The 16,294-nt window shown below is 48.2% G+C and carries 14 protein-coding genes and 1 tRNA gene; 7 read left to right on the forward strand and 8 right to left on the reverse strand.

All coding sequences use genetic code 11. The features are described from left to right. Nucleotides 1–23 precede the first annotated feature (23 nt). Nucleotides 24–111: transfer RNA gene (locus tag MSED_RS09180), tRNA-Ile, on the reverse strand. Nucleotides 112–241: 130 nt separating this feature from the next. Between MSED_RS09180 and MSED_RS09185 the strand changes: the two genes are divergently transcribed. The 3 genes from MSED_RS09185 (at nucleotide 242) to MSED_RS09195 (ending at nucleotide 4,111) form a co-directional block, all read left to right on the forward strand. After that, nucleotides 242–2,614 carry a protein kinase domain-containing protein gene (locus tag MSED_RS09185; RefSeq protein WP_012021739.1) on the forward strand — a complete coding sequence of 791 codons (2,373 nt, stop codon included), beginning with the start codon at nucleotides 242–244 and terminating at the stop codon, nucleotides 2,612–2,614. Nucleotides 2,615–2,680: 66 nt separating this feature from the next. Continuing rightward, a complete protein-coding gene (locus MSED_RS09190; RefSeq protein WP_012021740.1) occupies nucleotides 2,681–3,184 on the forward strand; it encodes a hypothetical protein in 504 nt (167 codons plus the stop codon). A 30-nt stretch (nucleotides 3,185–3,214) separates the two neighbouring features. Further along, entirely contained in the window at nucleotides 3,215–4,111 is an 897-nt protein-coding gene (locus tag MSED_RS09195; RefSeq protein ID WP_012021741.1) for an ornithine cyclodeaminase family protein, read from the forward strand. A gap of 106 nt (nucleotides 4,112–4,217) precedes the next feature. Here MSED_RS09195 and MSED_RS12525 read toward each other — a convergent pair whose 3' ends face one another. The 7 genes from MSED_RS12525 to MSED_RS09220 form a co-directional block, all read right to left on the reverse strand. Continuing rightward, nucleotides 4,218–4,679, reverse strand: coding sequence for an AAA family ATPase (locus MSED_RS12525; RefSeq protein ID WP_230842345.1), 462 nt, complete (start codon nucleotides 4,677–4,679; stop codon nucleotides 4,218–4,220). 2 nt (nucleotides 4,680–4,681) lie between these two features. After that, nucleotides 4,682–4,879: a hypothetical protein gene (locus MSED_RS12530; RefSeq protein ID WP_225938838.1), complete on the reverse strand. Its 198-nt coding sequence runs from the start codon at nucleotides 4,877–4,879 to the stop codon at nucleotides 4,682–4,684. 181 nt (nucleotides 4,880–5,060) lie between these two features. After that, complete coding sequence (locus MSED_RS12535) at nucleotides 5,061–5,324, reverse strand: hypothetical protein (RefSeq protein ID WP_225938837.1); 264 nt, start codon at nucleotides 5,322–5,324, stop codon at nucleotides 5,061–5,063. 109 nt (nucleotides 5,325–5,433) lie between these two features. Continuing rightward, nucleotides 5,434–5,595: an RNA-protein complex protein Nop10 gene (locus MSED_RS09210; RefSeq protein ID WP_012021742.1), complete on the reverse strand. Its 162-nt coding sequence runs from the start codon at nucleotides 5,593–5,595 to the stop codon at nucleotides 5,434–5,436. Further along, nucleotides 5,592–6,362 carry a translation initiation factor IF-2 subunit alpha gene (locus MSED_RS09215; RefSeq protein WP_012021743.1) on the reverse strand — a complete coding sequence of 257 codons (771 nt, stop codon included), beginning with the start codon at nucleotides 6,360–6,362 and terminating at the stop codon, nucleotides 5,592–5,594. Before MSED_RS09215 ends, MSED_RS09210 begins: the two co-directional genes overlap by 4 nt. 1 nt (nucleotide 6,363) lies before the next feature. Next, a complete protein-coding gene (locus MSED_RS12045) occupies nucleotides 6,364–6,561 on the reverse strand; it encodes a 30S ribosomal protein S27e (RefSeq protein ID WP_012021744.1) in 198 nt (65 codons plus the stop codon). Further along, nucleotides 6,558–6,845: a 50S ribosomal protein L44e gene (locus tag MSED_RS09220; RefSeq protein WP_012021745.1), complete on the reverse strand. Its 288-nt coding sequence runs from the start codon at nucleotides 6,843–6,845 to the stop codon at nucleotides 6,558–6,560. Before MSED_RS09220 ends, MSED_RS12045 begins: the two co-directional genes overlap by 4 nt. Nucleotides 6,846–7,099: 254 nt before the next feature. On the opposite strand from MSED_RS09220, the gene MSED_RS09225 reads away from it, so the two are divergent. From MSED_RS09225 to MSED_RS09240, 4 genes are all read left to right on the forward strand, one after another. Then, nucleotides 7,100–9,316 carry an STT3 domain-containing protein gene (locus MSED_RS09225; RefSeq protein ID WP_012021746.1) on the forward strand — a complete coding sequence of 739 codons (2,217 nt, stop codon included), beginning with the start codon at nucleotides 7,100–7,102 and terminating at the stop codon, nucleotides 9,314–9,316. 103 nt (nucleotides 9,317–9,419) lie between these two features. Next, a complete protein-coding gene (gene slaA / locus MSED_RS09230) occupies nucleotides 9,420–13,502 on the forward strand; it encodes an S-layer protein SlaA (RefSeq protein WP_012021747.1) in 4,083 nt (1,360 codons plus the stop codon). 37 nt (nucleotides 13,503–13,539) lie between these two features. Further along, nucleotides 13,540–14,790 (forward strand): S-layer protein SlaB, encoded by a 1,251-nt coding sequence (slaB, locus tag MSED_RS09235; RefSeq protein WP_012021748.1) that lies wholly within the window; start codon nucleotides 13,540–13,542, stop codon nucleotides 14,788–14,790. 141 nt (nucleotides 14,791–14,931) lie between these two features. Beyond that, a complete protein-coding gene (locus MSED_RS09240; RefSeq protein WP_012021749.1) occupies nucleotides 14,932–16,182 on the forward strand; it encodes a glycosyltransferase family 4 protein in 1,251 nt (416 codons plus the stop codon). The last annotated feature ends 112 nt before the right edge of the window (nucleotides 16,183–16,294 follow it).

The raw sequence follows: 16,294 nt of genomic DNA on the forward strand, positions 1-16,294 counted from the left end.
ATAACCAAGTTTTCACAGGAAGGTGGGCCCGGAGGGATTTGAACCCTCGACCTCCCGGTCTCTGACAGAAGTTATCAGCCGGGCGCTCTAACCATGCTAAGCTACGGGCCCCTCGAGGCTTATCCCTCGACATCATAAAATCGCCCCAACGTTCATTTAAAGCTTTTGCTTTGGATTGGGGTATCCTACCCTCATAGGGGCTCTCAACGTTTATTACCTCTGAAAATTCTAGATTCCAAGGATGAAATTTAGTTATGGTTTACTGGCGAAGTGGTCATCTGCCCTTAAGATAGCCGGATCCCTTGAAGCCATTGCCATAGCCTTCCTCTACCTCTCTAGAGAGATAGGAATCAACCCAACCCTATCCAGTTTATCTGTGCCCATCACCTCAGTTCTACCCCTGCTCTTCCTCCTCTTCGTGTCCTTGGCATCTATTCTCAAGCATAGCACGAAGGCTTACGGCCTCGCGATCTCGGTCTGGCTTGGACTAGCCCTGATCATGCTCAACCTAGGGATGAAGGGCGGAGAGCTAGGAACGGTCACAGGGTACGCTCTGTCTTTCCTTGCTACTCTCATTCTTGTCATCTCGTCAATAGTTCTCTTCACTCACAAGGGGAAATGGAAGACCTTTGTTTTCTCCTTTCTTCTCTATGTGATCCTGGTCCTACCCCTGATCTCCTACCTTTTCCTGGGCAATCAGTTTATTTCTCTCCTGATCTCCTTGGAGGGAGGTCAACTCTCGGTCATACCCAATACCCTGATCTCGGAACTTCACTCCTCGACAGGCTTAATCTCCGTGTTTCTCTCCTCACTTGGTCTTGTGGGTTTCCTCATGTTGAGTTACTCTCCAGATACGAAACCCTTCCAGGCCTTCAGGTCAGTGGGACTCACGTATCCCTCAATTCCCATATTTGGCTCCCTGTGGCTTCTCGCCTTCAGTCAAGTTCTAGGAGGAGACTTCTCCCTTCCCTTCGTGATACTGGCCTTGGCTTCCCTGATCATGGTCCCCATCAGTCTCGTTCCCAAGGTAAGGGTCAACGCAGTTCCGCTGGGTCTCATCACGTCTACTATCTCCCTAGCCCTAGGGGGACTCATGTTCCTCCTCACCTCTAGTCCTCTACTCCCCCTTCTCCTTACGGGCGCAGGTGGTTCAGTGATACCGAGGGGGTTAACTGATCCAGATAAGGTTAAGGCTAAGCTCGTGGAGTCAGTGAGGCTCAAGAGATATAGCACCGCAAAGAGGTACGTGGGCTTCCTCAACTCACTGGGGATCTCCACCAGTTCCTTGGCCTGCCAGTTCTCAAGGGACAAGAACTGTACAGTTCTCCTCTGGTTGATTTCTAACTACAACGTTGACTACAATTCATGTCAGGACCTGAAGGGCTTCGTTCAATGTATCCTGTCCTCAGGCAACCTTCCCAACAACGTTGATCCTCTCCTTCTAGCCCTGGAGAAGAGGGATAGGGAGAACGCCGAGAAATTGGCTGGGCTGGTCCTGGCCAAGGGAGTCAACGAGAGGACCAGGGAGACGGCGAGGAGGATAATATCTCCCTCAACACCCGCCCCAGCGCAGGAGAAACTGAACCTTCCACCCCTAAGTCAGTGGGACCCCTCACTCTGGGTTAACAGGGAGATTTACGGTTATCAAGTTAAGAGAGTAGTGGGTAAGGGAGGCACCGCCTACGTCCTTCTGGGGGAGAGGGGAGGACAGGCCTATGCCATAAAGATCCCCTTCATATCCCCCGCCTCCGCTGGGGAGAGGACCAGACTGAGCAAGACCACCTTCGCCGATATGGCCGGGGAATCATCAAAGTTACAGGAGATCTCAACCAAGACCGAGGACATGGTAACCCTGTACGGCATCTTTGTGGATAGGACCGCGATCACTGAGATACTCTCGGGAAAGGTAGAGGTCTACCTTAAGTCTCCCCCAGCCATGGTCATGGAGTTCATGGGCGGAGGGGACGTGGATTCCCTTCTCAAGGAACAGGCAGTTTTCTACTCCGAGAAGTGGGAGAGGATAGTAACCTTCATCCTCATGAGGGTTGCGAGGGCACTCAATATGGTTCACACCGAAGGTTACGTTCACCTCGACGTCAAGACCAAGAACATCTTCTTTTCCTCCTTTCCAGGGAGGAGCGGGGATGAGGTGTTTGAGAACCTAGTCACGGGGAGAGTTAAGGCCAAGCTGGGTGATCTAGGGGCGTCCAAGAAGGTGGGAGGGGTTCTGGACCAGTACACGGCAGAGTACTGTCCCGTGGATCAGGTTCAGGCGCTCCTCATGAGGAGTGGGGCCCATCCAAGGATGGACATTTACGCACTAGGGGCCACGGGTTACAAGATGCTGACTGGACAAATCCTGAATCCTGCGGAGGTTGTTAAGCTCATGGACGGTGCTGTGGACGAGTACCTCAACAGGGGTAACTACAGCGTCTTAATCGACCAGGCATTCAGGGAGTACCAGAAGTTTTACGCTGGGTTAAGCCTACCAGGCGTTGATCCAGAGCTGGCAAACGTGATAAAGGCCATGGTAAACCCAGACCCCGTGAGAAGGCCTACGGCAGGGCAAGTGGCGACTAACCTGGAGAGAATTTTGAACAGGATGGGGAAATGAGGGGAAGATAGAAAGAAGAGGAGCCCCTGCGAAAAACGTTTAATAGGGTATTTCCACTCCACCATCATGAATCGCGTTCTAGTTCCCGCAGTGATCGCTGTAGTCGTTGTGGTGGTATTGGTTGCGTTTCTCCTGCTACATCCTGGAACGCCTCCTCTCCCTCTCAATGAGACCGTTATAAACTCGACCCTGGGCCCCGGAAAAATACTTCCCACTAGTGGGTCTTACCAGGTGAAGGGCAGTTACGTCATAGTTCACCAGCTCAACGGGGAAACAACAAATCAGAGCTTCTCGGTCCTCGTGAACGGGGTCTATCAACCCTCCGAGGTGAAGTCCGGCGTCCTGGAGTACGTGAACGGGAGCAACTACCACGCGACAGTGGTCGTGTTCCAACTTGTTAACGTGGTCAGCTCCAATTACACCCAGATCATTAACGGTAGTGGGACCACGATAATCCTGGTTCACAGGGGCTACGCCGAGGCTGACCTATACTATTTTGGAGGTCACCTCACCTCGTCGCAGGAACAGACACTGGTCTCAGTTCTGTCCAGGTATCTGGAAACCCTCTAAGTTTTTAGCCATTCCCTCTCACAGGAAGACATGAAAGTTCTCACGGATCAAGATCTCCTAGACCTCCTCACTCCAGAGAGGGCAGTATCAGCCATGAAGGAGGCCTTCTCCCTCCTGTACAGGGGAGAGGTCCTCTCACCGCAGAGAACAGTCCTCACGGTCAAGGAAGATTGGTGGGGCGTTATGCCCTGCAGGACCAAGTACCTCTTCACAGTGAAGGTTATCGCGGTTATACCAGGGAACAGGGATAGGGGTCTTCCAGCCGTGAACGGTGCAATCCTGGCCATGTCACCGGATACAGCTGAGCCCTTGGCACTCCTTCCTGGGGCAACCCTAACCGCAATCAGAACCTCAGCCACCTCGATTCTGTCCACAGAACTCGCCGTTGGGAGGAAGGTGGGAGTTCTTGGGGTGATCGGTGCAGGCCAGGAGGCCGAGTTCCACATTAGGATGGCCCAGGGGTATCTATCTCCCTCGAGGATTCTCGTGACCTCGAGGAAAAGTCACGTGGAGCTGGCAAGGAGGACAGGTGCAGAGGCAGTGGACTTGGATACCCTCCTGAGGGAGAGCGACGTGATCTTTGCGACCACGTCGTCAACTACCCCCGTGGTGAAGGGTAAACTCCTCAAGGAAGGTTTCCACGTGGCAAGCATAGGGGCTCATACCCCTGAGGCTCGCGAACTCGATGACGAGACTGTCGGGAGGGCAAGGACATACATGGTCGATTCGCTTGAGGCAGTTTCCAAGGAGAGCGGGGACTACATACAACCAGCAAGGAGTGGCGTTCTCAGGGGTAAGGTGGTGGAGCTAGGAGAGGTTCTGGAGAGGGGAGTGAAAGTGGAGAGGCCCTCAATTTTCAAGAGTGTTGGGGTAGCAGTTCAGGACAACTTGGCGAGTTACTACGCAATTAGGCAGGTCTCACTCTAGACGAGTCATGGAAACTTCGGGGGCCATCGGTCAAAAGCTCCTTCTACGCTCTCGTAACGTTTTCTCCCCGTCTCTCACTCGAGATTCCCTAGCAATCAACACGGGCTCAGCTCGAGAACGTTATCCCAATCAAGGGCTCTGCGGGGTAATATTTCCCGTTCTCCTTCACTATCCACGACGATCTCATCAACTGCCTCAAGTAGTTTGAGATCTCGGTGTCACTAATCTCAACTCCTTCCCTCGCCTCCAACGAGTCCTTTATCTCTCCCCACGAGGCACATCTGGACACAGCTCTCATCACGGTGAAGTATCTCTCCCGAGCCAAGCTCTTATCCCTCAGGAAGTTCTCGAACTCTTGCGTTATTAACCTAGTGGCAGTGTCAAGGGTCCTCTGTAGGGAGGCGTTAAGATCAAGCTCCTGCAGGTAATAATAACCAAAGTAGGTTAGCCACCCTGGTATGCCTCCTATTCTCTCGTATACCTCCTCAGGTTTATTGAACTGTATGGAGTGCTCCTCAAAATCCCTTCTTAAGAACTCGATTGACTCTTCCCTGGAGAAGGGTTGCAACTTCACCTCGAGGAAAGCCCTCCCGTAGAGCGGTGCCCCTGGATCCTCAACCCTAAGGTATCGTGAAGGAGCCCCATCTCTGAACCTCCCAGGATAAACTTTACGTTCCTAAGGTTGTCGTAAGCGTAAGCAAGAGAGGGCAACAGGTTCACTCCCCTCACCTTCCTGAGCTCCTGGGCCTCATCAATGACCACCACCACTCTAGTCCCGTGATTCTCGGCCCACTCCTCAAGTACCTCAAGAAGGGATGAGAAGGAGACCCTCTCCCTTCTACCCCAGCTGAACTTTACCTCGTTTCCTAGGATCGAGACACCCTGAACGTGCTTCAGGAAGTTGAGGAGAGAATTATCAGCCCTTGTGAGCTTGTCTCCCTCTGTATCTCTAGAAGGAAGTCCCTGTACGGGACGTAAGCCTCTTGAAACTTTCTAAAGTGAGGTACGAGTTGGGGAGACCCAATTCTCCCAGAGCTATCCTTATGAGAGAGGATTTTCCGGTCCTTCTCAAACCCAGGGTTAAGGCTATGGGAGATGACAAGGTCTTTAGCCTCTCCAGTTCACCCTCTCTGTCAAAGAAGTCCTTCCTATCCCGTTTCGGCGAAGGGTCAAATAACACTTCTACCCCCAGAAGTAAAAACTTGAGCAACATGTTCACGCGGACTAGCGTGAAGTGGGCTCAGTGCTGCAGTGTATCATCACTGATCTAGCCGCCCATCGCTCTTCATGGCCCCGTCTAAATGGTAGGGCCAGATAAAAAGTCAGCAGACTTTCCCTCTCCTGGCCAGGATCCTATACTTCACCATTCTGTCCACAGGAGAGAACCTGGGAGGGTGAGCGGGCTTCGTCTCGCCTCCGCAGGCGGGACACCTCTCGTGAAGGGTGTAAACCTTGTCCTTGGGACACTTCCTGATTAGCCTCACTTGGCAACCTCCGCTGAAACGCCCTCCTCCTTTGCCCTCTCTAGTATCCTCTGTACGACCTCCTCGAGCCTCTGTGCTACAGCCTTCGGGTCGGTCCCTGAAACCTCAACCCTATACCTTGGGGCACCAATCGTGAATATCCTTATGTCCCCCTCATCCTCGAGGTCGAACACCTTCCTGATCTTGTCCACACCATCAGGGTCCAGGCTCTTCACCAGGACCACTTTGCTCTCCTTAACCTTCTTCTCTTCCCCGTGTTTGCTGGCCTCCTCAAGGATGGGCTTAATCCAGATCTCTGGCACCCCCGCATCCAGGAGGACCTTCTCCCCTTCCTTAGATGCCTTCTGGAGGGCCTCGTACACGTCGCCGTACTTCTCCTCGAGCTTCCAGGCCACCTGCTCCCATGCTTCCTTCTCGCTCTTCTTGAGCTTCTGCGCCACTATCTCCAGGATCTTGTCGATCTTCTGTATCCTCTTCCACTGGGCGTTCTTCTTCCTCCTATCGTCGTCATTGACCTTCTTCAGGGAAACGTCAACTGACCCCTTCTTGCGGTCAACTCTAATCACCTTGACGATGATCTTCCTTCCCTCCTTTACCACGTCCCTTATGTTCTTAACCCACCTGGTACTTATCTCACTCCAGGGAAGGAAGGCCTGAAGCCCACCATACTCGTCTAGCGTGACGTAACTACCGTAATCAAAAACCTGCTTCACGGTCGCAATTAGAATGTCCCCCTCACGGGGGAGAGGGTACCTGTTGTAGATCATTTTAACCTAGCTGTCTTAGTTCTTCTCCGACTATTTTTGCTTTCCCGCCCCTCGGGTAAACGAGCTGTGTCCCGCAGGCGAGGCAACGCGCAGGGAACGTGGAGTGGGAGAAGATTACCTGCTCGTTGTTGCAGTTGGTGCACTTGACGCGAACGAAGTGGGATGCAGGTTCTGGGATTAGTATCCTAGTCTTCCTCATTTGATCACCTCAACTAGTTCGAGCTTCTTTACCCTCATCCCTAGCTTGGAGTAGGTGTAACCGCACTTCTGGCACTTAAACATCAGGGTCTGCTTCTTCGTGACCTTGGCGAACCTCTTGGGAACTGGCTTCCTTGTGCTTCCGTAACCTAGGTTCTTCCTGTTGTACCTGCGCTGTCCCTCTGCGATCTCCCTCCTCTTTCCACCCTTGTAAAGGGAGATGGAGTGGTCAGTGTGAGTCTTACACTTGGGGCAGTAAGCCTTGACTAGCTTAGGGAATTTCATGGGAGGAAAGAGAAGTCCAAGTTTAAAAGTCCATCTCCAGCGTGTTGGTGCCCTGGTTAGAGGGTGTTATGAGGATGAACGATTGTGGTAAGGTTAAATTCCTGATCAGCCTCAAGTCGTCATGCCACCTAAGTTCCTGTCGTGATGGGAATCTGTTCAGGGATGAATGTTAAGGGACCTAGGAGGCGATTTAGACGGGGGAACTAGCCTTAGTCTGGATTAAGCTTAATTATGTCCCACTCCTTATTCCCGCAATGGCTCTTAAGGAAGTCTCCAACGTTCTCAGGAAGACAACCCTTGTGGATCTAGTAGTTGTGATAGGAATCTCCATTATCTCGATCGCTATACGTGGCCTTAGTGCCACCTATCCTCTCTCGATCAATGGTTTTGACTCATGGTACCTCTTCTACAACGCGGTACTGATAGCTCAAGCCCACGGGAATTGGTACGCCGTCCCTCCAGACGTTCACTCTTGGTTTCCATCGGGTTACTTCATCGAACTCGGTGACACCATAGGGCTCCCCTTCATCTCAGCCCTACTTGCCCTACCCTTCTACTCTTCCTTTGGAGCAAACGCAGTCTACACGGTAGTCCTCTTCCTGGACATGGCTCTAGCAGGGCTAGGCGTTGCATCTGCTTACCTAGCTGTTGATGGCCTTACCAAGAGCAGGGTTGGGGCCGTGATCGCGGGACTAGTGATAGCGGTCTCGCCTGCGCTAACTTACAAGAATCTGGTGGGTGGCCTCCCCAAGACCTCCTGGGGAGGGGTCTTCGTCCTCTTCTCAATCTACCTCCTGAACCTGGCCATAGAGAGGAAAAAGCCGTGGTACGGCGCAGTTGCCGCGGTGCCCCTCTTCCTAGCAGAGATATCCTGGGGAGGTTACACCTACATCGACATAAGCCTTCTGGCAGCTGCCTTTCTGGCCATCCTCCTGAACAGGAACGATGAGGTCACAGTGAAGTCCTTCACGTTAATGGGCGTCATAACAGCCTTCTTGACCTCCTTCGCCCCCAATAACATAGGATTTCTATCAGGTGCAGCTCACGGTCTCTCTCTCCTCCTTGTTTCGCTTCTCCTGTTTGTGGACCTTTACCTAAGGAAGATACTGCCGAAGGAGAGCTCGTTAACCAGGTCCTTAATACTCACCTCGTTCCTAGTCTTGATCTTCGTCCTCGCCATAGGCGGTCTATCAGCTTTGAGGGCTACCCCTATTCCCTCTAGATATTACGCAATCGTGGATCCCTTCTACCAGTTCACCGTGCCCATAGACAGGACGGTGGCGGAGTATATACCTCAGCCGTTGACTTCAATGCTCACTGACTTCGGCGTTGCCATATTTCTATCGGTGATTGGGATGTACTACTTCCTCAGGGAGGGTAACCTCTCCGGGCTGTGGCTCCTCGTCTTGGGAGTGGCGAGCATATACGGGACCTCGGAGCAACCCTATCTCTTCAACTACACGGTGTACATGGTCGCTCCCCTGGCAGGGGCAGGGATCTACTTCGTGGTGTCTAGGCTGAAACAGGCCAGGGTGAGGGTTGCTCCCATCCTTCTCTTGGCGGTGGTTGGGATCTCCCTCGTGGCAGATGCCGGTTCAGCCATCATGGCTAGCAATACACCTAATGCCATCATCACCTCCGCTTCGCCCTACCCCGTGCCCAACTATGCCTGGGTCACTACGCTTAACTGGCTTAGGACGCAAACCTCACCTCACGCCTTCGTCCTGAGTTGGTGGGACTACGGTTACTGGATTGAGGTGGTGGGAAATAAAACCGTGATTGACGAGAATAACACGCTTAATAATACGCAGATCAAGTTAATGGCTGAGATCTTCCTGAATAACGAGACCTACGCGGCCCAGATCCTCGAGAGGGACTTTCACGTCTACCCCTACGGAAACCCCAACTACACAATCCCCACTTACATCGTGGCATATGACGCGGTTACCATCTACAGGGGACAGGAGGCCTTCCTTGGTTATCCCACGAACTTGGGCGGTCAGTTCCTAGGCTATACCTCGAGCCTCGGGGACATTGGGAAAGCCATGGGAGCAATGACCGTGATTGCGGGTTACCCAGTGAATGAGTACGTGAATATTACACTTCTAAACCAGACTGAGACGCAGATTGCCAGCGAATTCTCATCAAATCCCACGCTGGCTCAGGAACTTGTAAGCCTAGTGGGTAACTCGTTCCCGTTTGCGTGGACCCATCGCGCGTATCAGTCGCTGATAGCCAACATGTTCATTGAAGGACTGCAGAGCCAGGGTTACCCCGTGATCGCCCCATTCAGTACCCAAATCTCGACCTCTGGAGTCAGCCTTGGCACTCCTCTACCGCAAGTCAGAATGGAGTACTTCCAACCAGTGCAGATATCAATGGACCCACTTTACGGAAATGGAGAGTACCAGGTTTACATTATGGTAGTGGTGTATCAGTTCGTCCAGCCCGGATATGTGGCACCTAACTGACCAGACTCTACTCCCTTTTCTTGCGCCCTTTCTTGTTTGTATACATCAGTAGTCAATCGCTTTTTATATTATTACACCTTATCCGACTTTCAGTGAAATTAGTATGAATAAGAGTGCGATAAGATATCTATCGCTCCTCCTGGTTTTCTTAATGGGAGGTTCATTCCTAGCAGGAATAACAACATTTGGTCAAACAAGTTCCACAGCTGGCGGAGTTACCATATCAGTGAGCAATGAGTGGGTAGGCAATGATACAGTGGTACTTGTAGCAATTTACAATCCCAATGTTCCTCAAAGTGCACAGGGTGCCAAGTATGTAGCGGGTAACGTAACAATTTCCGCTGGAGGCGTTACAGTACCTCTAATAAGCAATGATACATCAAATGCCTCAGTGGTATATTACCTGAATAACGGGCAGCATTACTTCTGGTTCTTCATAACAATGACCCCAGTTCCTACTACCTCTGCTTCATCCCTATCCATGACTGAGACCCTTACAATAAACAGTACATCTACTAATGTTCAATTAACCAATCCCTATCTTAGCTTCACTACTCCAGTTGGAAATGTCCAAACTGACGGAAAAGCTGGCGTATTTCAGCTTACACTACCCTCATCCTTCCCCAATCAGTTGATAGGAGAGTATGGTCAAACAGTATATGGAGGCCATAAAGTAAATATTACTGACTTGTACTTCTTTAGTGGCGATAAAACAATTACGATCTCATATAGCACAGGTGCATCTGTAACAATTAACAATTACTTGGCAGACTCAAGCAATTACGCAGCCACCCTCCAGACTACCGAATCCACAGTGCCCCTTAACTCCACTTGGCAAGTATACTTCGTGGACAATATCATGCAAGCTAATCCACTTGTTGGAGGAAATGGTGGCTTCATGATCACGGCAAACGGAACGCAGGTATCTCCGGTTATCCAAAATGTATCCTACCTAGCGGTAAAGAACGGAGTTTACGTGAACACAACTGTGTTTGCTAATAACCCTGTTCCAAACGCACAGGCAATGTTTGGCTATGGAAATGTTTACTACGGAAACTTCACCATGTACACCAGCTCCATTGTTACTAACAAGACTTATGCAACACTACTATCTGGGAACAACTACACCCCAGCTAATGTGTCCTTTAGCCAATACAAGATGCTAATAACCAGTGGTCTATTTACCACAAATACGCCTATAACCATATACCTATCCGATTGGATTGGAAATAATGCCTCGGTATCCATAAAGGGCACCATAAAGGAGACCACTCTACAATCAATTACTCTCTCAGTTCAGAAGGGAGAAAACTTAACGGTGAACGATTTCAATAACATATCAAACTATAGCGTCAGAAGGAACATAATGGTGTATGTGGCTCTCCAGAATATTACAGGATCTACTTATAAGACTGCTATGGTTTCTCTTCCTGAGACCTATGCAGGTTCAGGCGTATTCAGTTTGCCTACGGTTCTAAGAATTGGCTCATCACCAAGTATTACTTACTCAACCTCTCAAGTTACAATAACCCTACCACCTTATGATTTCAGCAATACTTCTCTATTGATAACAGCTACTAACGATATAGGTGCCTCCTACTATTACCTTGGTAGCAATACGGTTAAGAATATCTCTACTCCCGGTACCATATCAGTTGGTACTCCAACACTTGTTCCTATCCCCAACGTTGTGTCTGTAGCCAATGTGACTCCTGTGATAGAGCTGGCGTATACTGAGCCCAATCTAGCCTTCGGAACTGCTACTACGTTAACAGTTAGTGGTACCAGTGTAAAATATAATGGCGTGCAAGTGGCAACTGATAGCGTAACTGCGGTTCTTCCAAACGGAACAGTAATTAGCGGAAATCTTAATGGATTGAGTATTACCAGTTTAACATCCGCTAACGGTAATGGTACGTTCTTTATCGTAGTGCCAAGCACTGTTATAAAGACTTTCTTGGGAACTCACACTTACATACCTTCAGGAACAGAGCTAACATTCAAGATTTATGATGAGTTCGCTGCGCAAACTCTTAGCGTGACCTACAAGTTTACGACAGTTGCACCAGTAATAGCCATTAAGACTCCAACCTCCACGTCGTTCTCCTCAGCTGAGACCGCATACTTACCACCATTGCCCTATAACGTAGTTCCAGAGAAACACTACATCTCAGTTAATGTTACTGACACTCTGTATGCCCAAAGCGTTCCATCATCAGCTCTTCAAACTACACTCAAGATAATAGTTGAGAATCCAGCGGGACAAAAAGTAGGTAACGTGGTAACCACGGTAGTTTCCGAGACTGCTGCCAATAGTGGACTCTTTACAGGCAAGATATACTACACAGTCTATGAAAATAGCAGTGGATATTGGTTAAATATAAATGGCCAAAATATTACTAACTTGAAAAACGTGGTTAATGGTGGGCTCATAGTATTCGAGTACACTTCCCCATCATCTCAGTCAACTGTTAACGCTACTGCCTTGCTCGAGCCATCTCCATTCACCCTAAGCGTAAGCCAAACTTCAGCCAATCCTGGACAACATGTTAATGTCTCAGTGAACAGTCCTGGACTTGTTGAATCCAGCAACATGAAGTTTACAGGTTCCCTGATAATTTACGCCCAATTTGCCGAATGGAACGGACCGGGTTCTCAACCAACCATTGCTGTATCTCCAATCACCTTGAAGGAAGTTTCTGCCGGGTCTCCAGTATTCGGAGGAACCATAGTATTAGGTAATTCAAGTGTTGTCTCTTCGGGCAACCTTACCTCCTTGATAACTACCCCAGGATATACGGTTGCTCCTGGATCAGTGGTCCTTGTGAATGCAAATGCGACCATAGGACCAACAAGCACTTCCAGCTCCATTACTCCATATTATCAGCAGCAATCAATATCTATCAATGTTGTAGATATCAATGTCTCGATACTCAATCCATCTCCAGCTTCACCCTTCGCTAAGCTTGAGATTGAACTCCAATCTCCACTATTCAACCTGCTTACGCATCCTGCGGCAGGAAACTACACCTCTGCAGGGACTAGCGCCGGAATATTAGAGGGAATACTTTCAACAATCACCACCCAGCAGTCCCAGCAACTTGTTACCTCAACCCAGCTCGTAACTTCACCAAAGACCTCATTCTACTACAACAATACCATATGGGTCATAGAGACGCCAATGACCTTATGGAGTGGCACTCCTGGAAGCTATGGAATACCCATAGAAGTGAATCTAACTGATCTATTGACTGTAACTCACAATGTCTATGCAATTCATGTAGTTGAAGTTCCCAATGTCACCACAGGCACCGTTTCTCTGGTATCCGCCTATGCTGTTCCCAGCGTCTCCAGTAATGTTGCCCAGCTACAGATTAATGGATTAGTGCCTCCAGTGATCTCCGTGTTCTTCAACGGTAACAACATAACGCAGTCAGCAAGCGCGGCAATTCCGTTCCCCAATACAACTGCAGGCGAACTAGTAAACGTCACGGTATACGCGCCTGATGCTGTGAATAATCTTAATGTGCCAGGCTCAGGTACTACATTCAACGTTACCATAGTGAACACTGCAAATGGTGAGACGACAACCCTCACACTAACACAGATGACTAAGATAATCGGCGGTGTAGCTGTTCCTACTCCATACTATACAGGGTTATTGAAGGTAGTTGAACCAACAGTGTACACTCCTGGTACACCAGGTGTAATCTCAGCTTCCTCAGGAGTTGTTAATAAGGTACTGGTCAACATGAACCTTGTAGAAGGTCAGTACTACAATACACAGGGATTACTGCAACAGTTAAGGATGAAGGCCAGCTCCTACTTCTATGTGGGAGTTATCAAGTTGAGCGTCTTAGTATCTCACTTCACCATATTGAGCAATGGAACTCCCGTAACTGGCATGCAAGTTGGAAAGTCTTACAGCCTATTATTCAATGTAACCAACAATGGTAATGTAAACGAGACAATATATGGTACACTAGAGGTACTATTGAATGGTACTCCAGTTCAACCAGAGATTGTGGCCCAAATAACCTTAGCGCCAGGGCAGAGCACCCAGATAGGAACACTATTTACTCCCACAATGCCAGGTAGCTATACCATAACCTTCATACCATTCCAGAACAACCTGTTAAGTATACCCTACAACCAAGGATTGACCGAGGTTGTTACGGCAAGTTAATTTTTTTCCTTCCTTTATAAGTTAAGGGTGATTAAATATGAAGTATAATCTTCTTCCCTTGATTCTTTTATCCCTACTAGTAGCACCATTGTTGGCCATGGGTTCAGCTCCAGCTATTACAGTAACTACTCAACCAGTATATCATCCTGGACAGACTGTATTCATTTCAGGAGTTACTTCTCCTAACACTCTTGTGGGCATAACAATCTATAATCCGCAGGGGAAGGCAGTTTACTCCAACACCACCACAAGCGGACCTAATGGAGATTACTCATTGAAAGCCTTCACATTCCCGCTACAGGAGAGCACAACGTTCCCATTCGGGACTTATACCGTTCAGGTTGGGACCCAGACTGGGTTCACCAACTCCACAACGTTCCAATTCCTACCTCTAACCGCTACGGTAAATGTATTAGTGGTTAATCCACAGGGTGTACCAATTCAGGGAGCCACTGTTACTGCAGATAGTGTGACTGCCACTACCAACGCTTCAGGTCAGGCAGTTTTGAACCTTCCCACGGGGACATATACCTTGAAGGTAGTTCCCCCATCTCCATACTCGCCTGCCAGCGAGAACATAACAGTAACAGCACCTAATACATACTCATTCAAGATAACTGTACAGATCCAGGAACTGGCTCTCCAGGTAGTTAGCGCTACTTCACCCAACGTTAATCTGAAGGATTTGACAAGCGGGACAAGCATAACAATGATTGGTGGCACTACACTCACATTGATGAGCATGGTAACATTCGCAGGTCAGCCAATAAGTACGGCTACTGTGACTGCTATGTATAACGGGACCATGTATAATGCAACCTATATGAACGGTTACTACGTTATCACCATATCAGTTCCAAACACGCAGTATGAGACTGACTTAGTAATACAGGCGACTTACTCTGGGATGCAATCCAACACCGTAACCCTTCCGTTAACCGTGAATGTTAATGAACAGGCTATAATAGCAAGTCTTAACTCGACAATACAGTCTCTCGAATCTCAAATAAGCTCACTAAGTAGCACTGTCTCCACTCTCAGTAGCTCAGTCACAAGTTTGAGCAATACTGTCTCTAGTTTGAGTAGCACAGTCTCTAAGCTCAACGGCACTGTGGCAAGTCTACAGAGTTCCGTGTCCACACTGTCTAGCGAATACAGTACTCTAAATAGCAGGGTTAATGCACTTTCAGGTCTCTCTGGCACAGTGGATATTGCTCTAGCTGTCAGCATTATAGCCATAATCATCTCCATAGTAGTCCTTATCCTTGTCTTTAGAAAGATAAGTTAATTTTTTTCTTAAAACCTCTTATAAATCGATTCTTCTGCTTGTGCTGTGACATATATATTTTTCTATTTTTATGCAATAAATAGTATACAGTTAGCTAGAGACTAACACTTAGCTTAAAATGTGGTGCTTGGATCTGATTTCATGAGAGTAGGCCTAGTTACTTTTTCCTTGATGAACCTACGGGAAGGCGGAGCAGAGAGGCATGTTAGAGAATTTGTTAATATTGCTAAGACTAGATTTGAACTTGTTCTCTTTCCCACTTTAAACACGTATTTACAAGTTGAAAACGAGGAAGATAAAAATGCCCTAATCAAGAGAGCTCAGGAGCTAGAGAAGGAGGGTATTACACTAGCCTCAGAGTTTTACTCCTTGGTTGACCGCTCGATTACCAGGAAAGAGCGTCTCTTGAATTTTGTGGACTTTCGTTTACTGCGCGAGTTAAGTAAGGCCTACTATTCCGATCTAAACAAGATTGATTTTCTTTTCTCCCCGAACTTTATATCTCCAGACGTAGTTCTCATGGCTAGCCACTCAGGAAAAGGTTATGGAATTCTGATAAACGGGTATATAGCGCCCCTTCACATGGATCCCCTCTTATATTCCATTTATAAGTTTAGGATTGGTCAGGAGAGCTTTCTTAGCTCATTGCCTAAAAACCTTCTAATTTCTAATTATTGGGCTAAAGCCATTAAGATAATGAAAAATAATCCACCTAAGTTCGTGGCAGGCGTAAATAGGGTAGCTATTGAAGGAGTGATAGGTAAATTGCCAACTAATCACGTCATTCTGGATCCTGGATTTGCAATTGATCCATCTATCGTGAAGTATAGGTCTGAAGCTAAGGATAACTATGCAATCTTCGCTGCAGCTAGAGTAGAGCCCAGTAAGGGGATGCTAGATCTGTTGAGGATCATGAAGCTCCTTAAAAGTGCAGACGTGAAACTAAAGATCATGGGAAGGTTAAAATCAGATTCTTCCAATTTTTATCGATTAGCGGAACGTTATGGTGTAAGGGATAAGATAGAATACCTAGGATTTCTATCTGGAGAGGAAAAGTACAAGGTCATGAGCTCTGCAAGGGTCATGGTTTACCCGTCTCATGACGATACCAATGCACTGGTTGTGATGGAATCCCTTGCAGTTGGGACTCCTGTCGTTACCTATGCTATTCCTGGCATTAAGTACGTGTATGATGGTGTTCCTGGTGTAACGCTAGTGAAAGAGTTTAACTATGACGGAATGGCGAAAGAGATCAACAAGATCATGCATACTCAATATTCGTTAAATGATGAGAAGCTACAGAAATTACTCTCCCATCATAGTTCTTGGGCCAAGGTAGTCGAACAAGAGGTTAACCTGATACTTAAATATGGTATTAAAGATATGAAATAATGTCATGCGTGATTTAATATAGCTAAAGAGAAGTTTGCTATTATTGAAGGACTAAAATACCCTTTTCTGTTCTGATCCGCTCAAAGTTTTTTAGATAGGAAGTCTACAGCCA

Origin of the sequence: Metallosphaera sedula DSM 5348 (assembly GCF_000016605.1) — an archaeon.
GTDB classification, from domain to species: Archaea; Thermoproteota; Thermoprotei_A; order Sulfolobales; family Sulfolobaceae; genus Metallosphaera; species Metallosphaera sedula.